The organism is Amycolatopsis bartoniae, from assembly GCF_014191255.1.
Taxonomy (GTDB): Bacteria; Actinomycetota; Actinomycetes; order Mycobacteriales; family Pseudonocardiaceae; genus Amycolatopsis_E; species Amycolatopsis_E bartoniae.
Map to the genome: position 1 here is coordinate 1,413,877 of NZ_JACHWH010000001.1, position 24,427 is coordinate 1,438,303.

Here is a 24,427-nt window from a genome sequence, read left to right on the forward strand (position 1 = left end):
CGGGATGGCCGGGCCCAAAGGGATCTCACCTCGGGTGGGTGGTCGAGTTGAGTGGTCATCCCGTCGCCTGCGGTTTGTGCATATCACTTTGAGGACCAGCCGCAAGGTTGCGTGGTTCGGCCGCCGGTTGACAGCGAATGTTGCGGCTGCTCCTCAAAGTGATCCCCCGGTTTCAGGCGACGGGATGACCACCCAACTCTGGGGTTCCCTTCAAAGCGCCTCACGGCGTCGTCAGAACAGTGCCGACGCCAGGTCCCTCCGTGCCTTCGCCACCCGGTCGTCCGCCGGGTCGAACAGCTCGAACAGGCCCACCAGGTGTTCCCGCACCTTGTTGCGCTCGTCGCCCGCTGTCCTGCGGACCGCGTTGATCAGCCTCGCGAAGGCTTCGTCCACCTGGTTGGTGGCGACCTCGTAGTCCGCCGCCGCGAGTTGGGCCTGCACGTCGGACTGGTCGGCGTCCGCGCGGGCCACCGCGGACGGGTCGGCCTGCTCGGCGCGGGCGGCGAAGCGGACCTGCGTCAGCGCTGCCTTGGCGAGCTCGTTCGCCGGCTCGACGTCCAGGATCTTCTGGTACGCGGCCTCGGCACCGGCGTAGTCCCCGCGCTCGAAGGCTTCCTCGGCCTCGACGAAACGCGGGTCCTCCGGCTCCTCGACCTCCTCCGGCTGCGCGTTCCGCACGCCGGGCAGCTTGTCCTTGAGCGCGTCGAGCAGGGCGTTCAGCCACTTCTTGATCTCCGGCTCCGGCAGGGCGCCCGCGAAGGCGTCCACCGGCTGCCCGCCCGCGATGGCGACCACCGTGGGGATCGACTGGGCGCCGAACAGCTGCGCGATGCGCGGGTTGGCGTCCACGTCGACCTTCGCCAGCACCCAGGCCCCGCCGGACTGCGCGGCCAGGCGCTCGAGCACCGGGCTGAGCTGCTTGCACGGCCCGCACCAGTCGGCCCACAGGTCGACGACGACGAGCTGCTGCAGGGACCGCTCGACGACGTCCTGCTGGAACGACGCCTCGGTCACCTCCAGCACGTTCTCGCCGGACGCCGGAGGCGCCTGTGACGCCGGGGGCCCGGCCGGCCGCTGCCGCGCCGCGTCGGCGCGGGCCTTGAGCGCGGACAGGTCGACCGCGCCCGACAGCGCGGCCGACATGGCCGCCGAATTCGCTGCTGCTCCGCGTGGGTTCGTCACCCTTCCATCCTGGCACGCGAGCCCGCGAGAATCACCGCAGGTGCTCCTCCACCCGGTCGACCTTCGCCGACAGCTGACCTTCGTACCCCGGACGGATGTCGGCCTTCAGCACCAGCGACACCCGCGCCGCGCCCTCACCTGCGGCTTCGACCGCCCGCTTCACCACGTCCATTACCTCGTCCCACTCGCCCTCGACGTTGGTGAACATGGCGTTCGTCTCGTTCGGCAATCCCGACTCCCGCACCACCTTGACCGCCCTGGAGACGGCCTCGCTCACGCCCCCGTCGGGGTCCCCGCCGGACGGGCTGACGCTGAAAGCCACGATCATGTCGTTCCTCCTCGTTTCTGGCCCCACCCTGCCCCATGACCCCGGTACCCGCTGGTAGCTTCCCGGTTCATGAACCGCCCACTGCCGTTCGACCCGATCGCCCGCGCCGCGCAGCTGTGGGAGGACCGGGTCGGGCCCTCCGGCACGATGGCCGCGGTGACCGGGTTGATGCGCGTCCAGCAGATCATCCAGTCGGCCGTGGACGGCGCGCTGAAACCCCACGGTCTCACCTTCGCCCGCTACGAGGCGCTGGTGCTGCTGACGTTCGCCCGCCGGTCGAGCCTGCCGATGCGCGTGATGGGCGAGCGCCTGCAGCTGCACCCGACGAGCGTGACGAACATCGTGGACCGGCTGGAGCGCGACGGGCTCGTCAAGCGCGTCCCGCACCCCACCGACCGCCGCACGACGCTCGTCGAGATCACCGACGACGGCCGGGCGCGGCACGCGGAGGCGACCAAGGCCGTCACGGCGATCGACTTCGGCCTCGTCGGCCTGACCCCCGCGCAGACCACCCAGCTGACCGAGCTGCTCACCCGCGTCCGCAAGGCGACCGGCGACTTCGTCGAATAGCAGAACGGCCCCCACCCGGGCGGGTGAGGGCCGTTTTCCGCAAGTACGTCAGGCGGCCGCGGTCTCGCGGACGAACAGCCCGGTGCCGCCGTAGGTGAGGCGCTCGGGGCCGTCGAGCTTGCCGGTGCGCAGCGCCCACGTCTCGAACCACCACGTGAACAGCGGCGGGATGCTGGCCAGCAGCGCCAGCACGAGGGTCTTCGGCTTCCACGCCAGCGGCTTGAACACGGACAGCGTGACCAGCACGTAGCAGATGAAGATCACGCCGTGCACCATGCCCAGCACCGGAACTCCTCCTTCGTGGGCCGCGGAGAAGCCGTACTTCAGGATCATCCCGATCACCAGAGCGGCCCAGGAGAGCGCCTCGGCGATTGCGGCCACGCGGAACACGAGAGCGGCCTTGCTGGACACTGCTTTCCTCCTCAGTGGATGCACACACGAAAAAACGTCCGGCGCGGGGTTTTCGCCCCAGGGACGTCAACCACGCTGTCGGACGTTTCGATATCAGTGTGCGCCGTGATGCTCCTCACCGGAACATCGGGGGTCGTGATTGTGCTCACGACCCCCGAAGTCCCAGCTACGCACAGGGTGACGGCGGTGCCCCACCGGGACCCGTTGCCCACGTGGCCTTCGCGGCGTCCGCGGTCAACCGGAAGTCCAGGGTGGACCCGCGCGTCAGCTGCTCCAGCGATACGTAAGCCCGGTCACTCTGCACGCCGTTCACCCGCAGCCCCTGCACGTACTGCAGCTGCGAGGCGTCGGCGCCGCCGGCCTTGAGCACGATGTCGCGGCCGTTCTCCAGGTGCACCACGGTCTTGGCGAACTGCGGCGCGCTCAGCACGAACTGGCCGGTGCCAGGCACCGCCGGGTACAGCCCGAGCGAGCTGAACACGTACCAGGCCGACATCTCGCCGAGGTCGTCGTTGCCCGTGACCCCGTTGGGGGCGTTGGTGAACAGCGTGTGCGCCGCCCGGACCACCGCGGAGGTCTTCCACGGCTGGCCGACGAGTGTGTACATCCACGGCGAGTGCAGGTCCGGCTCGTTGTTCGGGTTGTACCGGAACTGGTTGTAGTAGTTGTACGGCCCGGTGACCCACTCCTCGCGGACCGTCTTGGCCGGGTCGGCCAGCAGGTCCGAGTAGGCGAAGAAGTCGTCGAGCCGTGCCGTGGTGGCCTGCTGCCCGCCCATCCGCTGCACGAGGCCGGGGATGTCCTGCTGGGTCAGCCACTGGTACTGCCAGGCCGTGCCCTCGTGGAACCCGTCCTGCCCCTCGGGGGTGTAGGGCCCGTCGGCGGGGGTGAACCAGGCGCCGCCCTCGACCTTCGGGCGCGGGAAGCCCGTGAAGCCGCGGTCGGACACGGTGCTGTCCCACAGGACGCGGTAGTTCTGCCCCTTGGCCGCGAGCGCGTTCGCGTCCTGGGTCTTCCCGAGGCCGCGCGCCATGATCGACAGCGAGCAGTCCGCGAGCGCGTACTCCAGGGTCGCCGACGCGCCGTGGTTCGGGTCGGTGTCCTGGCCCTTCTTCGGGAAGTTCGGGTCGTACTGGACGAACCCGTTCGCCTGGTAGCTCTCGTTGCCCGAGCGGCCCTGGAACGGCGAGTCGGCGGGCGGGATCTGCGTCGAGTTCTGCAGCAGCGCCTGGTACGCCTTGCCTTCCAGGCCCCGCAGCGCGCCGAACCGCCAGAGGTCCACCAGGTACGGCGTGACCGGGTCACCGGTCATCGTGTTCGTCTCCTGGTTCGCGTACGCCCATCTCGGCAGCCAGCCGCCCTGGTCGTGGATGGCCAGGATGCTCTGCGCGATGTCGCGTGCCCGGTCGGGGCGCAGCAGCGCTATCAGCTGGTTCTGCGAGCGGTAGGTGTCCCACAGCGAGAAGTACTGGTAGTACGTCCAGCCGACGGCGCGGTGGATCTGGTTGTCGAAACCGCGGTAGCGGCCGTCGACGTCGTTGCCCGTCAGCGGTTGCAGGAGCGTGTGGTAGAGCGACGTGTAGAAGACCGTACGGTTGTCATTAGTACCGCCGGAAACGTCGATTGTTGACAATTCTTTTCGCCACGTGTTGACAGTCGCGGCCTTGACCTTGTCGAAGCTCCGGTTGCCCTCGGCGGCGAGGTTCCGCCGGGCGCCGTCGGCGTCCACATAGGAGATCGCCGTGGACGCCGTGACCGAACCCGGGTTGTCGAAGGACAGCCACGCGCCACGCAGGCCCGCGCCACCGGCGGACTCCTTGCTACCGGGCGTGCCGCCGGTCGGTGACCACGTGCCGTACGAGGTGAACGGCTTGTCGAACGTCGTGCGGAAGTAGGTCGTGTACGGCTTGCCGCCGCAGAACGCCTGCGACTCGACGGTTCCTTCGACAGTCCTGTTGTCAACAATCCGAATAGAGGATCCGCTGACAGGTTCCTTGTCGTTCGCTTGACCTGTGTTCACGAAGACCTGCGCCGGGCCGGACTGGTCGAACGTGTACCGCTCGACGCCGGTGCGGGTCGTCGCCGTGGTCTCGACGTCGATGCCGCCGTAGCCGGTCAGGTGGACCTTGTAGTAGCCGGGCGAGCCCACCTCGCCGTCGTGCGTGTACGGCGAGGCGTACTTCGTCTGGTCGAAAGTGGACGGATTCGCCGGGTCGAACGTGCCGGTGCGCGGCAGGGTCGAGACCAGCCCGCCCTGCTCCCAGCAGCCCGCGCCGGAGAGGAAGAAGTGCCCGAACCCGCGGATCGCGGTATCGGTGTACTGGTACCCGGCGTAGTGCGAGCCGATGGGCGAAACCTGCGTCATACCGAAGGGCGCCGAAGCGCCCGGGAACGTGTTGCCCTCGTCCTGGGTGCCGATGAACGTGTTGACCGAGTCGAGCACGTCCACCGGCGCGGCCGCCGCCACCGGAGTGACGACGGCCGCCGGAACGAGGGCGGCAGCGAGCACTGCCACCAGTTTCTTCATGGGTTATCCGATTCCGATCGCGAAGACGTGCAACTGCCCACCCGAGACGTTCGACGGCAGGGTCACGCTCTTGACGGTCTTGCCCGCGGCGAGCGTGATCGGGGCGCTGGCGAACACGTAGGTGTTGATCTGCTGCGGGTCACCGCCGGTGCTGTTGCGGTACGGCGTGCTGAACGCGACCTGGTTGCCGAACGACGGCTGCTGACCGCCCGCGCCCAGCGTCCAGTCCGAGAACCCGAGCGACGCCGTGCTCGTGGTGCCGTCGGTGTAGGTGATCGTCACGGTGCCCTGCGCGCTGCCGTTCGCGGCCGCGCCCAGGAAGGCCAGCCGGCCGCTGCCGGAGGCGTTGAGCGTCTGGCCCTGTGCGATCACGTTGTCCGGCGAGCCCGCCGGGTAGTTCGGCCAGGTGTAGGACAACCCGTTGACCGTCACCGTGCTCCCCGCCTTGGCGCCCGCCGCGGCGAGCGCGTCCGCGGAGTAGCTGAAGCCGACCCCGTCGAAGTTCGCCGACGCGGGCTTGGCGTCCGGGGAGATGCCCGCGTTGTTCACCGCGGCCAGCCAGCTGCCGGGCTGGGCGACGAGCACGCCGAGCGTCGTGGACAGCGACTGCTGCCCGCTGGCGCTCAACGTGATCGGCACCTGGTACGAGCCGTCGGCGGTACCGGCGGCGACGCTGACGGTGACGTTCACCTGAGCCTTGCCACCGGCGGGCACCGCGATGTCACCGGAGGACGGGGTGACCGTGATGCCCGCCGGCGGCGCGGCAGTCCAGTGCCACGTGCGGGCGGTGCCGGACAGGTCCTGCGCGCCGACCGCCGCGGTGCCGCTCGTGCCCGACGGCACGAGCACCCGAGCCGGATCCACAAAGGACAGGGCGGGCGTCTCGCCCTCACGGAACGAAGGCGGTGCGTCCGAAGGCGCGCTGCCCCACGAGGTGTCCGGAGTGGACGACAGGGTGAAGTCGAGCGTGCCGCCCGTGGTGGCGAACGACTCCGGCAGCCAGGTCTTGGTCGTCGAGACGCCGTTGACCTTCAGCCCGGTCACGTACTCACCGGTGCCGTGCCCGTTGATGGTGATCTTCTTGCCGAGCCCGGTGGTCACCGCAACCTTCGAGAACAGCGGCGAGCCGACCACCAGCTCCGCGCGGCCCGGGATCTCCGGGTACACGCCGAGCGCCGACCAGACGTACCAGGACGACATCTGGCCGAGGTCGTCGTTGCCGATCAGCCCTTGCGGGTTCGGGTTGTACAGCTCGGTCATCGCCCGCCGGACGATCGCCTGCGTCTTGTAGGGCGCACCGGCGAAGTCGTACAGCCACGGGGCGTTCGAGTTGGGCTCGTTGCCCAGGAACGCGTGCGGGTCCTGGGTGCCCGCGTTCAGCTCCTTGAAGAACTCGTCCAAACGCGACTGAACGGCCTGGTTTCCGCCGAACGCCGTGACCAGGCCGGCCACGTCGTAAGGCACCATCCAGCTGTACTGCGCGCCGTTGCCCTCGACCCAGCCCTGCGAGCTGCCCGGGTTGTACGGCGTGCTGAACGTGCCGTCGGCGTTGCGCGGCTGCAGGTAGCCGGTCGCGGGGTTGTACAGGTTCTGCCAGTACTGGGCCCGCTTCATGAAGTTCTGGTACGTCGAGGAGTCCCCGAGCCGCGCGGCGAGCTGCGCGATCGAGAAGTCGGCGCTGGTGTATTCGAGCGTGTCGGCACCGGCGCCGGGCACGTACCCGAGCGTCTGGTAGTCCTGCAGCCCGGGGCGCTCGGTGTAGCCCTGGGTGGTGGGCTGGGTCGCCCCGCGGATCATGGACAGCAGCGCGTTGTTCGCGTCGAAGTCCTTGGCGCCGAACGCGTACATGCTCGACACGATGATGTGGTACGGGTCGCCGTTCATCACGCCCGTGTAGTCGTTGGCCACCGTCCAGCGGTCCCACGCGCCGCCCTGGGCGGCGTACTGGACCATGGAGTTCGCGATGTCCGAGGACTCCTTCGGGGCCAGCAGCGCGAGCAGCTGGGCCTCCGAGCGGTAGATGTCCCAGCCGGAGAAGTTGGTGTACATCGCGTGTCCCTTGGCGGCGGTGTGCACGCGGCCGTCGAAGCCGGTGTACTTGCCGTCGACGTCGGAGAACACGTTCGGCTGGATCAGCGAGTGGTACAGCGCCGTGTAGAACGTCGTCCTGTCGGCGTCCGAACCACCGGTGACCTGGACCTGGTTGAGCCGGTCGTTCCACGCCTTGCGCGCCGCGGTCGCGACGTCGTCGAAGGAGCGGTGGTTGTTCTCCGCCTTGACGTTCGCCTGCGCGCCGTCGACCGACACGAAGGACACGCCGACCTGGACGTTCACCGTGGCGCCGGGCGCGAAGGTGACGTAACCACCGCTGCCGGGGCCGCTGACAGTGGTGTCGGCGGGCTTCTTCGTATCCGTACGCGCGGTCTTGGTCTCCTCGGCCGCCTTGGCCTGCGGGGCGACCTTCGCCTGCGCGCCACCGTTCTCGGTGGCCTTGTTCGGGGTGACCGTGCCGTTGCGCCACGTGCCGATCGACGCGAACGGCTGATCGAACTTCGCGTAGAAGTACACGCGGTAGTGCGAATCGGTGCCGCAGAACCCGCCGCTGGCCGCCCAGCCGCTGACGGTGTCCTTGCCGATCGAGATCTGCGCGTCGTCCGTGCCGGTGACCGACCCGGAGCTGTTGATCAGCAGCGTCGACGTGCTGTTCTGCGGATAGGTGAACCGGCCGGAGCCGGTGCGCTGGGTCGCGCTCAGCTCGACGTTCACGCCGCTGTCGAGCTTGACGCTGTACTTGCCCGCCGTGGCCTGCTCGTTCGCGTGCGAGAACGGCATGGTGTAGCGGCCGGGGTCCGTGGCGGGCGAGGTGGTGACCTGCCCGTTGTACGGGATGAAGGGGATGTCCTCGTAGGTGTCGCAGCCCGCGCCGGACAGGTGCGTCAGGCTGAAGCCCTTGAGCGCGGTGCTGTCGTAGTAGTAACCGCCCTGTTGCGCGGTCACGGTGTCCGGACTCCACTGGACCATGCCGAACGGCACCACGGCGCCGGGGAAGTTGTTCCCCGCGCCACCGCCCGTGCCCTGGTCCTGGCCACCCGGCCGGGTCCCGACGAAGGGGTTGACCCACTTCGCCAGATCCTGTTGCGCGGGCGCCGCGTCCGCCTGCACCGCCGGCAGTACCGCCGACGTGACCACGAGGCCGGCGACGAGCGCCAGCCCCCTTTTGACTCGCGAAAGCCTCACTGGCGTCGCCTCCTGTGACAACCTTGTCGCCGCAGGCCACTGTCGTCAGCGGCTGACGAGCGGGTCAAGGATCATGCCGGATCCTGTCTCGTTCCGGACAGGCGATACTCCATACGTCCCACGGAAGACGTCGGTCATCTCGTTCGGACCATTGACAAACGTGTCACGAACGTGTGAAATCCCGAGAACTATGACAACGTTGTCGGACGGGACCCGCGGACCCACCGCGAGACGCGCCACGATGAGCGACGTCGCGCGGCTGGCCGGGGTCAGCATCAAGACGGTGTCCCGGGTGGTGAACGACGAGCCGGCCGTGCACCCGGAGACGGCGCGGCGGGTGCTGGCCGCCATCGAGCAGCTCGGTTTCCGCCGCAACCTCGGCGCCCGCAACCTGCGCCGCGGCTCCAGCACCGGCACCGTCGGCCTGATCGTCGAGGACGTCGGCAACCCCTTCTACTCCGAGCTCAACCGGGCCGTGGAGAAGATCTCGACCTCGTTCGGCAGGCACGTGCTCACCGGCTCGTCCGAGGAGAACTCCGAACGCGAGCGCGAACTGGCGCTGGAGTTCTGCTCCCGCCGCGTCGACGGGCTGCTCATCGTGCCCGCCGGCGCCCAGCACCACTACCTCGTGCCGGAGATGCGGGCGGGCACGCCGGTGGTGTTCCTCGACCGCCCGGCGGGCGACATCCTCGCCGACACGGTGCTGGTCGACAACCTGGGCGGCACCATCGAGGCGGTCGCGCACCTGGCCCGCCACGGCCACCGGCGCATCGCGTTCCTCGGCGACCGGCCCGACATCTTCACGGCGACCGAGCGGCTCCGCGGTTTCCGGGAAGGCTGCGTCCGCGCGGGCCTGCGCTTCGACGAGCGGCTCGCCGTCCTTCGCACGCCCACGCAGGAGAACGTGGTGGAAGCGGTGAACCGGCTGCTGACCGGTCCCGACCGCGCCACCGCCGTCATCGCGGGGAACAACCGGGTCGCCGTGCACCTGCTGCGCGCGCTGACCCACGTCACCCCGCGCCCCGCGCTGGTGAGCTTCGACGACTTCGAGCTCGCCGACCTGCTCGACCCGCCCGTCACCGTGGTCGGCCACGACGTGAGCCGGCTCGGCAAGGCGGCGGCCGAGCTGCTGTTCGCAAGGATCCACGGCGAGGATTCCCCGCCGAGAAAGGTTGTGCTGCCCGTGCACCTCATCCCCCGCGGCTCTGGAGAGATCGCCCCGTGACCGTGCCGACCAAGAACCCGATCAAGCTCCCGGCCAACCAGCCGCCCCAGTTCTACCGCGGCGGCGCGGCGATCGCCGCCCTGCGCGGCGCCGAGTCCGGCAAGGAGTTCGGCCCCGAGGACTGGGTCGCCTCCACCACCACGCTCTTCGGTCAGGACGAGACGGGCCTGACGAAGCTGCCCGACGGCCGGTGGCTGCGGGACGCGGTGCGTGCCGACCCCGAGTCGTGGCTCGGCGCGAAGCACGTGGCCGCGTTCTCGGACTCGACGGCGCTGCTGGTCAAGCTCCTCGACGCCGGGCAGCGGCTGCCCGTGCACTTCCACCCGTCGAACTCCTTCGCCCGTCAGCACTTCGACTCGCACTTCGGCAAGACCGAGGCGTGGATCGTGGTCGGCACGAGCGGGGACGACCCGCGTGTCTATCCCGGCTTCAAAGAGACTGTCGACCGGAAGACTGTCGACAACTGGGTTCGTGAACAAGACACCGAGGCCATGCTCGGCGCGCTCAACAGCGTGCCCGTGCAGCCCGGCGACAACGTGTACATCCCGGCGGGCCTGCCGCACGCCATCGGTGAAGGGGTGTTCGTCGTCGAGTTGCAACAGCCGACCGACTTCTCGTTGACGATCGAATGGCGCGACTTCCTCGACAGCCCCGAGAAGGGTCATCTCGGCATCGGCTTCGACGCCGCGCTGCAGGCGCTCGACACGTCGGCCCGCGACCCGGAGTCGATCATCAGGCGCACGGCGGGCGTGACGGAGTCCACTGTGGACCTGCTGGTGCCCGGCGCGGCGGAGTTCTTCCGCGCCGACCGGCTCTCCCCGAAGCCCTCGCTCGACCTCGACCCGTCGTTCGCGGTGCTCGTCGTGCTCGACGGCCACGGCGCGCTGAAGACCGAGCACGGCGGCGAGCTGGCACTGGCCAAGGGCGACACCGTCGTGGTGCCCCACTCGGCGGGCCAGGCGGAGGTGTCGGGCGAGCTCACCCTCATCCGCTGCCGTCCCCCAGCACCGGGAGCCTGACATGACCGACGCCGTCCTGCTGGACGCCCAGAACATCGTGAAGCACTACGGCTCGGTCGAGGCGCTGCGCGGCGCCTCGTTCCAGGCCAGAGCGGGCGAGGTCACCGCGCTGATCGGCGACAACGGCGCCGGGAAGTCGACGCTGATCAAGTGCCTCTCCGGTGCCGAACAGCCCTCGTCGGGGCGGATCCTGCTGGACGGCGCCCCGGTCACGCTCGACTCGCCCACCACCGCGCGGCGGCTGGGCATCGAGACGGTGTACCAGGACCTCGCGGTCGCGCCGGAGCTCGATCCGGCCGCGAACCTGTTCCTGGGCCGCGAAATCCACCGGCGCGGCATCCTCGGCAAGCTCGGGATGCTCGACAAGGCGGAGATGCGCCGGCGCGCGGTGGACGAGTTCCAGCGGCTCGGCGTGACCCTGCAGAGCACGGACGTGCCGATCGGCTCGCTGTCCGGCGGGCAGCGCCAGAGCGTCGCGGTGGCGCGGTCGGTGGTGTGGGCGTCGAAGGTCGTGTTCATGGACGAACCGACCGCGGCGCTCGGCGTGGTGCAGCGCGAGCGCGTGCTCGACGTGATCCGGCGGGTGCGCGACCAGGGCATCGCGGTGGTGCTGATCAGCCACAACATGCCCGAGGTGCTGTCGGTGTCCGACCGGATCGAGGTGCTGCGCCTGGGCACGCGGGTCGCGCGGTTCAAGGCCGCGGAGACCAAGCTGGAGGACCTCGTCGCCGCGATGACCGGCGCTCTGACGCAGGAGGAGGCGGCGTGACCACGACCAAGGAAGTCCAGTCCTCTGTGGAGGGTGGCTTCGGAAAGCGCTCTCTCGGGCAGCGGCTGATCGGTGCCAACACGTTCTGGATCGCGCTCGTGCTCGTCGCGCTGATCGTGGTGTTCAGCGTGCTCAAGCCGGGCCAGTTCGCGACCCTGTTCACGTTCCAGACGCTGCTCATCGAGACGTCGGTGCTGCTCGTGCTGTCGGTCGGGATGACGTTCGTGATCATCACGTCCGGCATCGACCTGTCCGTCGGCTCGGTGCTGATCTTCGCGGGCATGGTGTGCGGCAAGACGATGGAAGCGCTTTCCGGTGGCAACGCGAGCAATGCGGGCTGGGGCGTCATCCTCGTCGGACTGGTCGTGGCCGTGGCGTCCGGCACGATCTGGGGTCTGATCAACGGTTTCCTCATCGCGGTGGCCAAGATCCCGCCGCTGATCGTCACCCTCGGCACGATGGGTGCCGCGCTCGGCGCGGCGTACCTGCTCAACAACGGGTCGGACGTGCGCAGCGTCCCGACCGTGCTCAACAAGACCCTCGGCTACGGCACCTCGCTCGGCGGCATCCCGAACCTGGTGCTGGTCGCCGTGGTGATCACGCTGATCGGCGCGTGGCTGTTGCACACCACCAAGTTCGGCCGCTACACCTACGCGGTCGGCTCGAACGCCGAGGCGGCCCGGCGCTCCGGCATCGGCGTCACGGCGCACCTGCTCAAGGTGTACCTGCTCACCGGGTTCCTCGCCGGGATCGCGGGCTTCATGTCGCTGGCGTACTACGCCTCGACCACCATCACCGCGCACACGACCGACAACCTGAACGCGATCGCGGCGACGGTCATGGGCGGCACGAGCCTGTTCGGCGGGATCGGTTCGGTGCTCGGCACGGTCATCGGGGTGTTCATCCCGGCCGTCCTGAAGAAGGGCTTCAACATCACGCAGGTGCCGGACTTCTGGCAGATGATCGCGGTCGGCGCGGTGCTCATCGCGGCTGTGTGGTTCGACCAGCGCCGCCGTCGGCAGCGCAACTCCCGGTAACTACAACGAAGTAGAGGTCAGCATGAAGAAGGTGCTCACGGCGGGAACGGCCGTCGCGGCCGCGGTCCTGCTCGCGGCATGCGGCTCGGGACAGGTCGGCGGCGGGTCCGGCGGCGCGGTGCAGAACAACAAGCAGCTCGCGCTGATCCCCGGTGTGCAGGCGGAACCGTTCTACATCTCGATGCAGTGCGGCGCGGAGGCCGAAGCGAAGAAGCTCGGTTACACGATCACCACGCAGGCGCCGCAGAAGTTCGACGCGGCGCTGCAGACGGAGAAGGTCAACGCGCTCGGCTCCAACCCGCCGGCCGCGCTGCTCATCGCGCCGACCGACGACACCGCGATGCTCGCGCCCATCCAGCAGGTCGCCAACCGGGGCACGAAGATCGTGCAGGTGGACACCTCGTTGAAGGACTCCAGCATCGCCGTGTCCTCGATCTCGTCGAACAACACCGAGGGCGGGCAGCTCGCCGCCAAGACGCTGGCCGACCTGGTGGGCACCAAGTCCGGTTCGGTGCTCGTGCTCGACACCATCGCGGGCACGTCCACCACGGCGGCCCGCGTGCAGGGCTTCTCCGACGAGCTGAAGAACCACCCGAACCTCAAGTCGATCGGCGTCCAGTTCACGCAGAACGAGCCGGAGCAGGCGGCGGCGAAGGTCACCGCGGCGCTGGCGTCCACTCCGGACCTGATCGGCATCTTCGCCACCAACCTCAACACCGGTGAGGGCGCGGCGACCGGTCTGCGCAACGCGGGCAAGATCGGTCAGGTCAACCTGGTCGGCTTCGACGCCAGTCCGTCCGAAGTGGACGGTCTGCGCAACGGCGAGTACCAGGCGCTCATCGCGCAGGACCCGGCGATGATCGGCCAGCAGGGCGTGGACCAAGCCGTCGCGGCGCTGGAGAACAAGCCGGTGACGAAGACCCTCACCGCGCCGCTGCACTCCATCACCAAGACCAACATGGACGCGAACTCGCAGTATTTTTATAAGCAGCAGTGCTGATGCCTCCCGGGGGCGGGCGTGTGGTGGCCGCCCGCCCCCGGGTTCTCACAACTCCTTGAGCCGCCCCGCGAACCACTCGCGCATGTCCTGCCAAAGCCGGGCGCCCAGCGAGATCCGTGCGATGCCCATCGCGGCGAGATCGGTGTCGGGAATGCGATTTCCGTTGACGGCGCCGGGACTCACCGCCCGCACGAACTCCTCCAGCACGTCCGCGTCGCGAAGCAGGATCGGGTAGACGCAGTCCGCGCCCGCGGCCAGGTACGCCTTCGCGCGCTCGATCGCTTCCGGCAGCACCTGCCTGGGCTCGCCCTTGAGGAACAGGTCCACCCGGGCGTTGATCACCAGCGCGTCCCCGGCTGCCTCGCGCACGGCGGCCAGCCACTCGGCGTGCTCGGCGACGGGGCGGAGGCGCTTGGTGGTGTGATCCGTGTCCTCCAGGTTGCAGCCCACCGCACCAGTTTCCAGCAGCCGTTCCACCAGCTCGGCGGGCGGCAGGCCGTAACCGGCCTCGGCGTCGACGGTCACCGGGACCGACACCGCCCGCGCGATCCGGGCCGCCGCCTGGAACATCTCCCCGGCCGGCGCCTGCTCGCCGTCCGCGTACCCGAGCGAAGCCGCCACGGCGAGCGAACTCGTGGCCACCACGGGAAAACCGGCCTCCTCGACCAGCCGCGCGGTGGCCGCGTCCCAGACGTTCGGCAGGAGCAGCGGGTGGCCCGGCACGTGGAGCGCCCGCAGCGTCGCGGCGGTCACCGCGGCACCGGGGTGCGGCTGGTGACGTTGAGCCGGTTGAAGGCGTTCATCAGGGTGACGGCCCAGGCGACGGCGGCGTACTGCTGCTCGCTCAGCGCCGCGGTGGCCTGCTCGTAGACGTCGTCCGGCACGTCCTGCGTCTCGGACAGCTTCGTCATCGCGTCGGTCAGGGCGAGTGCCGCCCGCTCCTGCTCGGTGTACACGTCGGCCTCGCGCCACGCGCTGAGCAGGTAGACGCGCGCTTCGGTCTCCCCGAGTTTGCGGGCGTCCTTCACGTGCATGTCGAGGCAGAAGGCGCAACCGTTGAGCTGCGAGGCCCGGATCTTGCACAGTTCCAGGACCAGCGGGTCGAGCCCCGCGTCGGCGGCCAGCTTCTTGACCGAGTTGTTGAGTTCCACCAACTGCTTCTGCAGGTCGGGCTGGCTGCGGCTGAGAGGGATTCGCTTGCTCATGGCTCCGACGCTATCCCGAACTGGCCCACGAGTATGGTCCAGTTCCGTGGCGGATTCGTGGTCCAGTTCCTGGGACGTGCACCTCGACTGGCATCCCGGCAGCGGACGGCAGGGGCTCGCCGACGCGCTGCGCCGGGCGATCCGGGAGGGTCGCCTGTCGCCGGGCGCGGTGGTCCCATCGACGCGGGCGCTGGCGAAGGACCTCGGCGTCGCACGGGGCACCGTCACACGGGTGTACGCCGACCTGACGGCCGAGGGCTACCTGCGCACGAGCCAGGGCGCGCCGACCCGCGTCGCCGCGGTCACTCCGGCAGCACCGGCGAAGGAGGGGCCGCGGGCCGCGCCGTGGGTACCGAAGCTGCGCTGGGACCTCTACCCCGGTCGCCCGGACCTGTCGTCCTTTCCGCGTGACGCCTGGATTTCCGCGACACGTCGGGTGTTGCAGTCCTCACCGGCGAGCGTGTTCGACTACGGCGACGTGCGGGGCCCGGCGGTGCTGCGGGAGGCGCTGGCGCGGTACCTGTCCCGCAGCCGCGGGGTGCTCGCCGAGCCCGAGCGGATCGTGGTGTGCGGCGGCTTCAGCCACGCGCTGACCGTGCTCGCCCACGTCCTGCCCGGCGAACTGGCCTTCGAGGACCCGTCGCTGCCGGAGTTCCGCGACCTGGCGGCGCGGTGCGGCATGCGGGTGACCGGCGTACCGGTGGACGAAGCCGGCCTACGGGTGTCCGAACTGGACAGTCCGACGGTCGTGGTGACCCCGGCGCACCAGTACCCGCTGGGCACCACGCTCGCCCCGGAGCGCCGGACCGCGCTGGCCCGCTGGGCCACCGAAGGCGGGCTCGTGATCGAGGACGACTACGACGGCGAGTTCCGCTTCGATCGACAACCGGTCGGTGCACTGCAAGCATTGTCGCCGGAGAGGATTGTCTACACGGGGACAGTCAGCAAAACGCTCGCGCCCGCGGTCCGGATCGGCTGGCTGGTGCTCCCGCGCGCCCTCGTCGAACCGGCGCGGGCCGCGCTGGCGACCACCGGCTGGCGCCCGCCCGTGCTGGACCACCTGGTGCTGGCGGAGATGCTGAACTCCGGCGCGTACGACCGGCACGTGCGGCAGCGGCGAATCGGGTACAGAAATCGGCGCGACCGATTGTTGACAATCCTACCTGAGGACTTTCGACCAGTAGGAATTTCCGCAGGTCTACACCTCCTCCTGATGCTGCCGGCAGGAGTCCGCGAGGACGAGGTGGTGCGGGCGGCGACGCGCGAGTCCGTGGCGGTCGACTTCCTGGGGCGGCACTGGATCGCCGAGGGCGACCACCCGCAGGGTCTCGTGCTCGGTTACGCGACGCCCGCGGAGCACGCGTTCGGGCCCGCGATCGACGCGCTGATGCGGGCTCTTACGCCGTGAGCTGATCCGGCCCCGTTCGCGGGCGCCGGGTTCTAGCTTGGGGCACATGGAAATCACACCGCGGTTGAGCATGCTGAAGGTCAACGGCTGGCAGGTGTACCGCTGGCAGGACGGCGACCGGACGACGTTGATCGACACGGGTGCCCCGGGCGGTGCCGACGAGCTGACGTTCCCCGGCCTGACGCAGATCGTGCTGACGCACTGGCACACGGATCACGTCGGCGCGGCACCGGAACTGCGGACACGGACGGGCGCGCGCGTGTCGGCAGGTGCGGCGGACGCGGCGGTGCTGCGTGGTCTGACGCCCCCGCAGGAGCCGGTGCTGGAGGACTGGGAGCGGCCGCTCCTGGAGCGGGCCTCGGCGGGTCTGCCGCGGACGCTGCCGCCGATGGAGATCGACGAGGACCTGGCGGAGGGCCAACGGCTCGACATCGGCGCGGGCGCGGAAGTCCTGTCGGTGCCGGGGCACACGGACGGCAGCATCGCGGTCCACCTGCCCACCGAACGGATCCTGTTCACCGGCGACGCCGTCGCGCACTCCGAGGGCCGGGTCATCCTGGGCGTGTTCAACACGGACCGCAAACGCGCCATCGAGTCGTTCCACCGCCTCGCGGACCTCGACGTGGACACGGTATGCTTCGGCCACGGCGACCCGATCGTCGGCGGCGCCGGCAAGCGGCTGCGCGAGGCGGCCGAAGCCTATTCCTGAGCAGGCCCCGGGTGCGCGAGATCGTCGGGCACCGGCTCGTTCGGCGCGTACGCCGGTGCCTGCCCGTCCGCCAGCGCGGCCGCCGAATCCGTCAGGCCGAACCGGTCCCGCACCTTGCCGAGGAAGTCCGGCTCCGCCAACCGCACCAGCTTCGAGCGCTTCTGCGCGCCGTAGACGCTGATCCAGTCCCCCGGGTTGAGCACGCCCCGCAGCTGCCCGTCGACGCTCACCGCCACCTGACCGGAGTGCTCCAGCACCAGGATCCCCACCCGCTGCGAACAGTCCAGCACCACGCTCCGGTTGAACACCATGTGCGCGGCCACCGGCGTGAACACCAGCGCGTCCAGCCGCGGCGACACGATCGGCCCGCCCGCGGCGAAGCTGTACGCCGTCGAACCGGTCGACGACGCGACGATCAACGCGTCCGCGCTGTAGGACGCGAACAGCTTCCCGCCCACGTACACCGCCAGGCTCGCCTGCCGGTCCCGCGCCAGCTTCTCCGCCACGATGTCGTTGAGCGCCAGCACGTCCAGCGGCACGCCCCAGCCGGCCTCGCTCTTCATCCCCGGCCGCACGTGCGGCGGCGGCAACGTCGGCCCGCGCCCGTATCGCAGCATCGCCTCGATGCCCGGGGGGATCTCCAGCGGCCGGGACGCACGCATCGTCAGCGTCATCCGCGGGTCCACCGTCATCTCGCCGCGCTGCACGGCGTCGAGCGCGGACCGCACGTCGTCGGTGCGCACCTCGGTCAGGAACCCGACCCGCCCGACGTTGACGCCCAGCACGAGCGCGTCGATCGGGCCGGCTATCCGCACCCCGCGCAGGAACGTGCCGTCCCCGCCGACGGTGACGATCAGGTCCGGGTTCCCGGCCCGCGCCGCCTCCTCGCGTGCGTTGAGCCGGTGGCCGTCGTGGTCGTCCCACACGTCGATGTCGACGCACGGGATGCCGTGCTCCGCAGCCCACTTGCGCACTTCCTGGGCCGCTGCGAGGGCCGCCTCCTTGCCGCCGTGAACGACCAGTCCGACCCGCTCGACAGGCACCATGCTCCCTATTGTCCAGGCTTCAGCTCGGCGAGCAGCGCATCGGCCGCCGCGTACGGGTCCAGCGCCCGCTCCACGACCCGTTCGGCCAACCCGTTCAGGTGACCACCGCCGTGCAGGTCCGCCAGCTCGGCGCGCAGCCGCCGCACCGCGATCGCTTCGACCTCGCTCGCCGCCCGCCGCGTCCGGCGGCGCACCAGCTCACCCCGTGTCTCCAGCCACTCCCGGTGCTCGTCCAGCGCGCGCACCAGCTCCTCGGCGCCCTCGCCGCGCGACGCCACCGTTCGCACGATCGGCTGCCGCCAGCTCTCGCCGCGGACCTCCCGGCGCCCGTACGCGATCAGCTGTTTGAGGTCCCGCGCGACGACGTCGGCGCCGTCCCGGTCGGCCTTGTTCACCACGAACACGTCCGCGATCTCGAGCACCCCGGCCTTCGCCGCCTGCACTCCGTCGCCGAGCCCCGGCGCGAGCAGCACGACCGTGGTGTCCGCCAGCCCAACGACGTCCACTTCGGACTGTCCAACCCCGACGGTTTCGATCAGCACGACGTCGAAACCCGCCGCGTCGAGCACCCGGACGGCCTGCGGCGTCGCCCACGCGAGCCCGCCGAGGTGCCCGCGCGTGGCCATCGAGCGGATGAACACGCCGGGATCGGTCGCGTGCTCGGTCATCCGGATCCGGTCGCCGAGCAGGGCACCGCCGGAGAACGGCGACGACGGGTCGATCGCCAGCACGCCGACCCGCTGCCCCGCCTTGCGCAACGCCGTCACCAGCACCGACGTCGAAGTCGACTTGCCGACTCCCGGCGGTCCGGTCAGCCCGATGACGCGCGCGTGCCCGGTGTACGGCGTGAGCGCGGCCGCGATCTCGCGCAGCTTCGGAGAAGCGTCCTCGACCAGCGAGATCAGCTTCGCGACCGCGCGCGGCTGCCTTTCCCGCGCGCGGTCGACCAGTTCGGCAACGTCCAAGGACTAGGCCGACGGCACCCGGAGCAGCAGCGCGTCACCCTGGCCGCCACCACCGCACAGCGCCGCGGCGCCGAGACCGCCACCGCGCCGGCGCAGCTCGTGCACGAGGTGCACGGCGAGCCGGGCACCGGAGGCACCGATCGGGTGGCCGAGCGCGATCGCCCCGCCGTTGACGTTGACCTTCTCCGGGTCCAGCCCCAGCTTCTCGCTCGACACCAGGCCGACCGCGGCGAACGCCTCGTTGATCTCCACCAGGTCCAGCGCGCCCACGTCCAGCTTCGCCTTCGCCAGCGCGGCCTTGATCGCGTTCGACGGCTGCTCGTGCAGGCTCGCGTCCGGCCCGGCCACGACACCGTGCGCGCCGATCTCGGCCAGCGGCGTGATGCCCAGTTCCTCGGCCTTCTCACGGCTCGCCACGACGACCGCCGCCGCACCGTCGGAGATCTGTGACGCCGAGCCCGCGGTGATCGTGCCGTCCGCGGCGAACGCCGGGCGGAGCTTCGCCAGCCCCTCGGCGGTGGTGTCCGCGCGCACGCCCTCGTCGGTGTCGAACAGCACCGGCTCGCCCTTGCGCTGCGGGATCGAGACGGGGGCGATCTCTTCCTTGAACAGGCCGTTCGCGATCGCGGCGGCGGCGCGCTGGTGCGAGCGGGCGGAGAACTCGTCCTGCTGCTCGCGGGTGACGCCGTAGCGCGAGTTGTACTTCTCCGTCGAGGCACCCATCGCGACCTGGTCGAAGGCACAGAACAGGCCGTCGTGCGCCATGTGGTCCACGAGCGTGGTGTCCCCGTACTTGAACCCGGACCGCGACTTGGGCAGCAGGTGTGGCGCCTGCGTCATCGACTCCTGCCCGCCGGCGACGACCAGGTCGAACTCGCCGGCGCGGATCAGCTGGTCGGCCAGCGCGATCGCGTCGAGGCCGGACAGGCACACCTTGTTGATGGTCAGCGCGGGCACGTCCATCGGGATGCCCGCCGCGACCGCCGCCTGCCGGGCCGGGATCTGGCCCGCGCCCGCGGTCAGCACCTGGCCCATGATCGTGTACTGCACGGCCTCCGGCGCGACACCGGCCCGTTCGAGCGCCGCCTTGATCGCCACGCCACCCAGCTGCGCGCCCGAAAAGTCCTTCAGGGACCCCAGCAGTCGACCGATCGGGGTGCGGGCGGCACCCAGGATCACCGAACCGGACAAGGCAGCCTCCAAAACGCGAACGACAGCGGTCGATTCGACGATACCGGCCGGGAGCGCGCAGTACAGGTGTGAGTCGCCGCACGCCAACCGCCGCCGTCGCACCCCTATGCTCGCCCTTATGAATGAGGCGCTCAAACCGCTCGTGACGACCGTCGACCACGTCGGCATCGCGGTGCCGGACCTCGACGCCGCCATCGCGTTCTACGCGGAGAACTTCGGGTTGCGGGCCACGCACACCGAGGAGAACGAGGAGCAGGGCGTGCGCGAGGCGATGCTGCACGCGCCCGGCGACGAGTCCGGGCCCGCGGTCCAGCTGCTCGCGCCGCTGCGGCCGGACTCCACGATCGCGAAGTTCCTCGACAACAAGGGCCCGGGCCTGCAGCAGGTCGCATACCGGGTGACGGACGTCGAGGCCGCGGCGGACGCGTTGCGCGCCAAGGGTTTGCGCCTGCTCTACGAGAAGGCCAAGCGCGGCACCGCGGGCAGCCGGGTCAACTTCGTGCACCCGAAGGACGCCGGTGGTGTCCTCGTGGAGCTCGTCGAACCGGCTAGGTGACCGGCCGCGCCATCAGCGCGTCGGCGATGAAGTTCAGCTCCCGTTCCATCAGGTCGGCAGGCTCGTCGCCGTGGCGCGCCACGGAGTGCCGGTAGCTCACGGCGAGCGCGAGCAGCCCGGCCGCGCTGTCGACGTCCTCGACCGCCACGCCGCCCTCGCCCGCCGCGAGGATGACAGCCCGCACCTGCCGCACCAGCTGCTGGAACCGCTCGTGGAGCGCGTCGCGCACCGCGCGGTGCGTGTCGGCTTCGCGCCACAGCAGGTGCGACAGCATGCGGGAGCGGGCGAGCCGGGCGTCCAGCTCACGCACCAGACGCCGCAGGCTCTCCGCGATGTCCCCCGGCACCACCACCAGCGCGGGTTCGAGCTGCTCGTCGGGCAGTCGCTTGATCAGCGCGCCCAGCAGGTCGGACTTGCGCCGGAAGTAGTAGTGCACCAGACCTTTCGGCACGTTGGCGCGGTCCGCGATGCGCGACGTGGGGGTGGCGTCGAAACCCGATTCGGCGAACAGCTCCTCCGCCGCGGCGAGGATCCGCTCCTTCGCCGGGGGCTCTTCCGTACTCAGTGCTGACCCGCCGTCCTGCCGTGCGCGGCGTTCGCGACCGGCAGCGCCGCGGCGCCGACGATCAGGGTCAGCCCACCGAGGATCCACGCGGACCACGAAGCGGCCGTGAGGTCGGTGTAGCCCATCACCCACGGGGAGATGAAGAGCAGCGCCCCGAGCACCACCTGCAGGCCCTCGCCGTAGATCAGCCCCGGCATCGCGAGCGACAGCAGGCCGTCGAGGGCGATGAGGGCGCCCATCACGACCAACGACCACATCGCGGCGTTGTCGGTGTTCACCCACAGGAACGACAGCACCGCCACCACACCCAGGACGACCTCGGCCCAGTCGTGCGGACGGGTCCAGGCACGTGTCGACATCTCAGTCATGGATTCCACCTCCTGCGGAAAGCGTCCTTATGCTTTTCCACTTCCCATGGTGCGCCTTGATTGGCCGGCCGGTCAAGATTGCTCGCAGGCCCGCTGGGGCACACGGCGCCGAGATCGGTGACGCCACTAGTCTCTCGGTATGAGCCTTGGCGAGGAACGGGAGCTTGTACCGCTGGGCGCCGGCTTCGATCTGGCGAAACGCGGCTACGACCGGCACCAGGTGGACGAGCACCTGGAGCGGCTCGACGGCGACCTCAAGATGCTCGCCGCCGACCGGGACGCCGCCATCTCGCAGGCCGGTGACCTGGCGCGGCAGCTGGAGCAGGCCCGCGGGGAGATCGACAACCTCCGCGGCCAGGTCGAGCGGCTGGGCCAGCCTCCGACGACCGTCGAGGGCCTGTCCGAGCGCCTGCAGCGGATGCTCCGGCTCGCACAGGACGAAGCCGCCGACACCCGCGCCCGTGCGGAGGCCGAGGCCGGGCACATCCGGGCCAAGGCCGAGGCCGACGCCAGCGCGATGCGCGCCCGCTACGAGCAGCTGCTGTCCGAGCTCGACGCCCGCCGCAAGGAGATGGAGGCCGAGCACCGCAAGGTCCTCGAGGACGCGCGCGCCGAGGCCGAGGCGATCACGCAGAAGGCCAAGGAGGAGCGCGACCGCCTCGACGCCGAGGCCGAGCAGCACCGCACCAAGGTCGAAGAGGACTTCGAGATCGCCATGGCCGCCCGCCGCACGGAGGCCATGCGCGTGCTCGCCGAGCAGGAGGCCGCCAGCAAGGCCGAGGCCGAGCGCCGCGTCCGGGAGGCGACCGAGGAGGCCGCCGCGATCCGCGCGAAGGTCGCGGAGGAGGAAAAGGCGGCCAACGCCGAGATCGAGCGCCGCCGTCGCGAGTCGCTCGAGGACGCCAACCGCCGCAAGCAGGCGTCGATCACCGAGGCGAACGCGCGCGTCGCCGAGGCCACCGACGAGGCGCAGCGCCGGGTTCGCGAGGCGACCGAGGAGGCGAACAAGCGGATCAACGCCGCGGCCGACCGCGTCGAGGCCCTCCGTTCGCTGCGCGCCGGGATCGCCGAGCAGGTCAAGGCCGCGAGGGCGGTGCTCCACGAGGCGTCCGCGGTCCTCGGTGACGGGGCTCCGGCCGAGCCGGTGCCCGACGAGCAGCCCACCCGGCCGGCCACGCCGCGGCCTGCTCCGGCCCCGAAGAGCACTCCCCGGGACGGGGCTGCGAGCAAACCGACTGGCGAGTAACCTTCACAGCCACGCGGTTGCGCGCACTGGCGGAGGGACTCGCATGGCGGCTTACACCACTGTTGTCGTTGGTACGGACGGCTCGGACTCGTCCTTTCGCGCGGTCGACCGGGCCGCGGCGGTGTCGGCGGACTCGGGTGCGCAGCTCGTGATCGTCTGCGCCTACTACCCGGCGAGGCAGGGCGACGTCGAGAAGGCGCAGGACGTGCTCCGCGACGAGGCGTACCAGGTGGTCGGTTCCGCGCCCGCGGAGGACACGCTGCAGGACGCGCGGGACCGGGCGGTCAGGGCCGGTGCGACGAAGATCGACACGGTGGCGGTGGTCGGTGAGCCGGTCGAGACGTTGCGGAAGGTCGTGTCGGAGCGGTCGGCGGACCTGCTGGTGGTCGGCAACCGCGGGTTGAACACGCTGACCGGGCGGATCCTCGGCTCGGTGCCCTCGGAGGCGGCGCGCAAGTCCGGGGTGGACGTGCTGATCGTGCACACGACCTGACGGGTTTTCGTGGACGAGGAACGGCTGGAACGCATCCTGCTCGGTGGGGAGCGCCGGTACACGCGGCTCGAGGTCGCGGAGAAGACGGGCGTGCCGATCGAGCGCGCGACGCGGCTGTGGCGTGCGCTGGGTTTCGCGACGGTCGCGGACGACGACGTGGTGTTCACCGAAGCCGACGTGGAGGCGGTGCGCCTGGCCGACCAGCTGATCTCGTCGGGTTGGCTGGACCCGCGCCTCGAAGCGACGGTGACGAGGGCGCTGGGCCAGCACCTGTCGCGGCTGGCGGAGTGGCAGGTGTCCATGTTGTGGACGCTGATCAGGGAGAACGAGGAGCTGGGCCGGGACGAGAAGCAGGTGGCGTTGCTGGTGGAGCGCCTGGTGCCCGAGTTGCAGCGGGTGCAGGACTTCGTGTGGCGGCGGCACTTGGCGGCCTTCGCGGGGCGCGCGCTGGCGTCGCCGGCGGAGAACCTGGAGGCGCGCACGGAGGTCGCGGGTTTCGTCGACATGGTCGGCTACACGCGGTTGACGAGGCGCATCGGCGAGGCGGAGCTGAACGACATCCTGGAGCGCTTCGAGGCACTGGCGACCGAGGTGGTGGCCGAACACCACGGCCGGATAGTGAAGATGATCGGCGACGAGGTCCTGTTCGTCGCCGACGCGCCCGCGGACGCCGCCGAGATCGCCCTGACGCTGACGGAACGCACGAGCGCGGACGAGACGCTGCCGGACGTCCGCGCGGGCATGGCGTCGGGCCGGATCCTGAGCCGGTTCGGGGATGTCTACGGGTCGGTGGTCAACCTGGCCAGCCGCCTGACGTCGGTCGCCCGCCCGGGCACGATCCTGATCGACAAGGAACTGGCGCGCGCCCTCGCGACGACGCACCGGTACTCGATCCGCCCCCGCAGGGCGACCGCGGTGCGCGGCTACGCCCGCCTACGCTCCTTCGCCCTCCGCCGAGGCTGACCGGCCAGGTGACAGCGGCCGGGCCGGGCGCCACCGCACCTGATCGGCCGGGTGACGGCGGCTGGGCCGGGCCACCGCACCTGATCGGCCCGGGTGACGGCGACTGGGCCAGGCGCCACCGAGGCTGACCGGCCGGGTGACAGCGGCTACGCCGCATCCCGCCGCGCACTCGCCTGGCCGCCGCGCGCCCCACTCCATCGTCAAGCCATCTCGCTCAGCCGCGGGCCACCCCCACCGCGGACCCCGCCGCGCACCCTCGGCCCAGGCCACCCCGGCTCATCCCGGCCCGCCCCGCGCGGCCGGTTCCCAAGCCACGCAACTCACGCCCGGCCATACCACCGAGGACCCACCACGCACCCCTCCGTTCCGGTGCGGTCGGCTCACCCCAGCCGCGCCCACGCATCCAC

24 protein-coding genes are annotated in these 24,427 nt (G+C 70.5%); 12 read left to right on the top strand and 12 right to left on the bottom strand.

Annotation, left to right across the window (positions count from 1 at the left end; translation table 11 throughout):
- Nucleotides 1-231: 231 nt before the first annotated feature.
- Together FHX82_RS06870 and FHX82_RS06875 are read right to left on the bottom strand one after the other, a co-directional pair.
- Nucleotides 232-1,182, bottom strand: coding sequence for a tetratricopeptide repeat protein (locus FHX82_RS06870; RefSeq protein ID WP_145938671.1), 951 nt, complete (start codon nucleotides 1,180-1,182; stop codon nucleotides 232-234).
- A 31-nt stretch (nucleotides 1,183-1,213) separates the two neighbouring features.
- Entirely contained in the window at nucleotides 1,214-1,510 is a 297-nt protein-coding gene (locus FHX82_RS06875) for a thiamine-binding protein (RefSeq protein WP_145938672.1), read from the bottom strand.
- Between the two features lie 69 nt (nucleotides 1,511-1,579).
- Between FHX82_RS06875 and FHX82_RS06880 the strand changes: the two genes are divergently transcribed.
- The gene (locus tag FHX82_RS06880) at nucleotides 1,580-2,080 is read left to right on the top strand and encodes a MarR family winged helix-turn-helix transcriptional regulator (protein WP_145938673.1); all 501 of its coding nucleotides are present in this window, start codon (nucleotides 1,580-1,582) and stop codon (nucleotides 2,078-2,080) included.
- Between the two features lie 48 nt (nucleotides 2,081-2,128).
- Here FHX82_RS06880 and FHX82_RS06885 read toward each other — a convergent pair whose 3' ends face one another.
- From FHX82_RS06885 to FHX82_RS06895, 3 genes are all read right to left on the bottom strand, one after another.
- Entirely contained in the window at nucleotides 2,129-2,491 is a 363-nt protein-coding gene (locus FHX82_RS06885) for a DUF3817 domain-containing protein (RefSeq protein WP_145938674.1), read from the bottom strand.
- A 166-nt stretch (nucleotides 2,492-2,657) separates the two neighbouring features.
- The gene (locus tag FHX82_RS06890; RefSeq protein WP_145938675.1) at nucleotides 2,658-5,018 is read right to left on the bottom strand and encodes a GH92 family glycosyl hydrolase; all 2,361 of its coding nucleotides are present in this window, start codon (nucleotides 5,016-5,018) and stop codon (nucleotides 2,658-2,660) included.
- Between the two features lie 3 nt (nucleotides 5,019-5,021).
- Entirely contained in the window at nucleotides 5,022-8,255 is a 3,234-nt protein-coding gene (locus FHX82_RS06895; protein ID WP_261377291.1) for a GH92 family glycosyl hydrolase, read from the bottom strand.
- Nucleotides 8,256-8,496: 241 nt separating this feature from the next.
- Here FHX82_RS06895 and FHX82_RS06900 point away from each other — a divergent pair, with 241 nt between their 5' ends.
- Genes FHX82_RS06900 through FHX82_RS06920 form a run of 5 tightly spaced genes read left to right on the top strand, consistent with a single transcriptional unit; the run spans nucleotide 8,497 to nucleotide 13,305 of the window.
- A complete protein-coding gene (locus tag FHX82_RS06900; protein WP_145938676.1) occupies nucleotides 8,497-9,480 on the top strand; it encodes a LacI family DNA-binding transcriptional regulator in 984 nt (327 codons plus the stop codon).
- Between the two features lie 2 nt (nucleotides 9,481-9,482).
- Nucleotides 9,483-10,499 (top strand): class I mannose-6-phosphate isomerase, encoded by a 1,017-nt coding sequence (locus FHX82_RS06905; RefSeq protein ID WP_145938693.1) that lies wholly within the window; start codon nucleotides 9,483-9,485, stop codon nucleotides 10,497-10,499.
- A 1-nt stretch (nucleotide 10,500) separates the two neighbouring features.
- A complete protein-coding gene (locus tag FHX82_RS06910; protein WP_145938677.1) occupies nucleotides 10,501-11,268 on the top strand; it encodes an ATP-binding cassette domain-containing protein in 768 nt (255 codons plus the stop codon).
- Complete coding sequence (locus FHX82_RS06915) at nucleotides 11,265-12,305, top strand: ABC transporter permease (RefSeq protein ID WP_145938678.1); 1,041 nt, start codon at nucleotides 11,265-11,267, stop codon at nucleotides 12,303-12,305. The genes FHX82_RS06910 and FHX82_RS06915 overlap by 4 nt, the downstream gene beginning before the upstream one ends.
- Before the next feature lie 22 nt (nucleotides 12,306-12,327).
- The gene (locus FHX82_RS06920) at nucleotides 12,328-13,305 is read left to right on the top strand and encodes an ABC transporter substrate-binding protein (RefSeq protein ID WP_145938679.1); all 978 of its coding nucleotides are present in this window, start codon (nucleotides 12,328-12,330) and stop codon (nucleotides 13,303-13,305) included.
- A gap of 45 nt (nucleotides 13,306-13,350) precedes the next feature.
- Here the strand turns inward: FHX82_RS06920 and FHX82_RS06925 are convergent, their stop codons facing one another.
- Entirely contained in the window at nucleotides 13,351-14,058 is a 708-nt protein-coding gene (locus tag FHX82_RS06925; RefSeq protein WP_145938680.1) for an isocitrate lyase/PEP mutase family protein, read from the bottom strand.
- The gene (locus FHX82_RS06930; RefSeq protein ID WP_145938681.1) at nucleotides 14,055-14,510 is read right to left on the bottom strand and encodes a carboxymuconolactone decarboxylase family protein; all 456 of its coding nucleotides are present in this window, start codon (nucleotides 14,508-14,510) and stop codon (nucleotides 14,055-14,057) included. The genes FHX82_RS06925 and FHX82_RS06930 overlap by 4 nt, the downstream gene beginning before the upstream one ends.
- Nucleotides 14,511-14,556: 46 nt before the next feature.
- Between FHX82_RS06930 and pdxR the strand changes: the two genes are divergently transcribed.
- Together pdxR and FHX82_RS06940 are read left to right on the top strand one after the other, a co-directional pair.
- Entirely contained in the window at nucleotides 14,557-15,918 is a 1,362-nt protein-coding gene (gene pdxR / locus FHX82_RS06935) for a MocR-like pyridoxine biosynthesis transcription factor PdxR (RefSeq protein WP_145938682.1), read from the top strand.
- A gap of 46 nt (nucleotides 15,919-15,964) precedes the next feature.
- A complete protein-coding gene (locus tag FHX82_RS06940; RefSeq protein ID WP_145938683.1) occupies nucleotides 15,965-16,627 on the top strand; it encodes an MBL fold metallo-hydrolase in 663 nt (220 codons plus the stop codon).
- Here the strand turns inward: FHX82_RS06940 and FHX82_RS06945 are convergent.
- The 3 genes from FHX82_RS06945 to FHX82_RS06955 are packed head-to-tail and all read right to left on the bottom strand — an operon-like array spanning nucleotide 16,618 to nucleotide 19,829.
- The gene (locus FHX82_RS06945) at nucleotides 16,618-17,673 is read right to left on the bottom strand and encodes an NAD(+)/NADH kinase (protein WP_145938684.1); all 1,056 of its coding nucleotides are present in this window, start codon (nucleotides 17,671-17,673) and stop codon (nucleotides 16,618-16,620) included. The genes FHX82_RS06940 and FHX82_RS06945 overlap by 10 nt on opposite strands.
- Nucleotides 17,674-17,678: 5 nt before the next feature.
- Complete coding sequence (gene meaB, locus FHX82_RS06950) at nucleotides 17,679-18,638, bottom strand: methylmalonyl Co-A mutase-associated GTPase MeaB (RefSeq protein ID WP_145938685.1); 960 nt, start codon at nucleotides 18,636-18,638, stop codon at nucleotides 17,679-17,681.
- 3 nt (nucleotides 18,639-18,641) lie between these two features.
- On the bottom strand, nucleotides 18,642-19,829 hold the full coding sequence (locus tag FHX82_RS06955) for an acetyl-CoA C-acetyltransferase (protein WP_145938686.1): 1,188 nt from the start codon (nucleotides 19,827-19,829) through the stop codon (nucleotides 18,642-18,644).
- A gap of 118 nt (nucleotides 19,830-19,947) precedes the next feature.
- Here FHX82_RS06955 and mce point away from each other — a divergent pair, with 118 nt between their 5' ends.
- A complete protein-coding gene (mce, locus tag FHX82_RS06960) occupies nucleotides 19,948-20,385 on the top strand; it encodes a methylmalonyl-CoA epimerase (RefSeq protein ID WP_145938687.1) in 438 nt (145 codons plus the stop codon).
- On the opposite strand, the gene FHX82_RS06965 is transcribed toward mce, so the two are convergent.
- Together FHX82_RS06965 and FHX82_RS06970 are read right to left on the bottom strand one after the other, a co-directional pair.
- Nucleotides 20,378-20,950, bottom strand: a complete 573-nt coding sequence (locus FHX82_RS06965; RefSeq protein ID WP_145938694.1) for a TetR/AcrR family transcriptional regulator — start codon at nucleotides 20,948-20,950, stop codon at nucleotides 20,378-20,380. The genes mce and FHX82_RS06965 overlap by 8 nt on opposite strands.
- Entirely contained in the window at nucleotides 20,947-21,318 is a 372-nt protein-coding gene (locus FHX82_RS06970) for an SPW repeat protein (protein WP_145938688.1), read from the bottom strand. Before FHX82_RS06970 ends, FHX82_RS06965 begins: the two co-directional genes overlap by 4 nt.
- Nucleotides 21,319-21,457: 139 nt before the next feature.
- Between FHX82_RS06970 and FHX82_RS06975 the strand changes: the two genes are divergently transcribed.
- From FHX82_RS06975 to FHX82_RS06985, 3 genes are read left to right on the top strand one after another with little or no spacing between them, the layout of a single operon-like run.
- Nucleotides 21,458-22,564 (top strand): coiled-coil domain-containing protein, encoded by a 1,107-nt coding sequence (locus FHX82_RS06975; RefSeq protein ID WP_145938689.1) that lies wholly within the window; start codon nucleotides 21,458-21,460, stop codon nucleotides 22,562-22,564.
- Nucleotides 22,565-22,607: 43 nt separating this feature from the next.
- Entirely contained in the window at nucleotides 22,608-23,057 is a 450-nt protein-coding gene (locus tag FHX82_RS06980) for a universal stress protein (protein ID WP_145938690.1), read from the top strand.
- Between the two features lie 9 nt (nucleotides 23,058-23,066).
- Nucleotides 23,067-24,020: an adenylate/guanylate cyclase domain-containing protein gene (locus tag FHX82_RS06985; RefSeq protein ID WP_145938691.1), complete on the top strand. Its 954-nt coding sequence runs from the start codon at nucleotides 23,067-23,069 to the stop codon at nucleotides 24,018-24,020.
- Nucleotides 24,021-24,427: the final 407 nt, after the last annotated feature.

Coding starts and splice junctions, on each gene's coding strand:
- FHX82_RS06875 (WP_145938672.1), bottom strand. CDS start 1,510: ATGATCGTGGCTTTCAGCGTCAGCCCGTCCGGCGGGGACCCCGACGGG.
- FHX82_RS06880 (WP_145938673.1), top strand. CDS start 1,580: ATGAACCGCCCACTGCCGTTCGACCCGATCGCCCGCGCCGCGCAGCTG.
- FHX82_RS06890 (WP_145938675.1), bottom strand. CDS start 5,018: ATGAAGAAACTGGTGGCAGTGCTCGCTGCCGCCCTCGTTCCGGCGGCC.
- FHX82_RS06900 (WP_145938676.1), top strand. CDS start 8,497: ATGAGCGACGTCGCGCGGCTGGCCGGGGTCAGCATCAAGACGGTGTCC.
- FHX82_RS06910 (WP_145938677.1), top strand. CDS start 10,501: ATGACCGACGCCGTCCTGCTGGACGCCCAGAACATCGTGAAGCACTAC.
- FHX82_RS06920 (WP_145938679.1), top strand. CDS start 12,328: ATGAAGAAGGTGCTCACGGCGGGAACGGCCGTCGCGGCCGCGGTCCTG.
- FHX82_RS06930 (WP_145938681.1), bottom strand. CDS start 14,510: ATGAGCAAGCGAATCCCTCTCAGCCGCAGCCAGCCCGACCTGCAGAAG.
- FHX82_RS06940 (WP_145938683.1), top strand. CDS start 15,965: ATGGAAATCACACCGCGGTTGAGCATGCTGAAGGTCAACGGCTGGCAG.
- FHX82_RS06945 (WP_145938684.1), bottom strand. CDS start 17,673: ATGGTGCCTGTCGAGCGGGTCGGACTGGTCGTTCACGGCGGCAAGGAG.
- mce (WP_145938687.1), top strand. CDS start 19,948: ATGAATGAGGCGCTCAAACCGCTCGTGACGACCGTCGACCACGTCGGC.
- FHX82_RS06970 (WP_145938688.1), bottom strand. CDS start 21,318: ATGACTGAGATGTCGACACGTGCCTGGACCCGTCCGCACGACTGGGCC.
- FHX82_RS06975 (WP_145938689.1), top strand. CDS start 21,458: ATGAGCCTTGGCGAGGAACGGGAGCTTGTACCGCTGGGCGCCGGCTTC.
- FHX82_RS06980 (WP_145938690.1), top strand. CDS start 22,608: ATGGCGGCTTACACCACTGTTGTCGTTGGTACGGACGGCTCGGACTCG.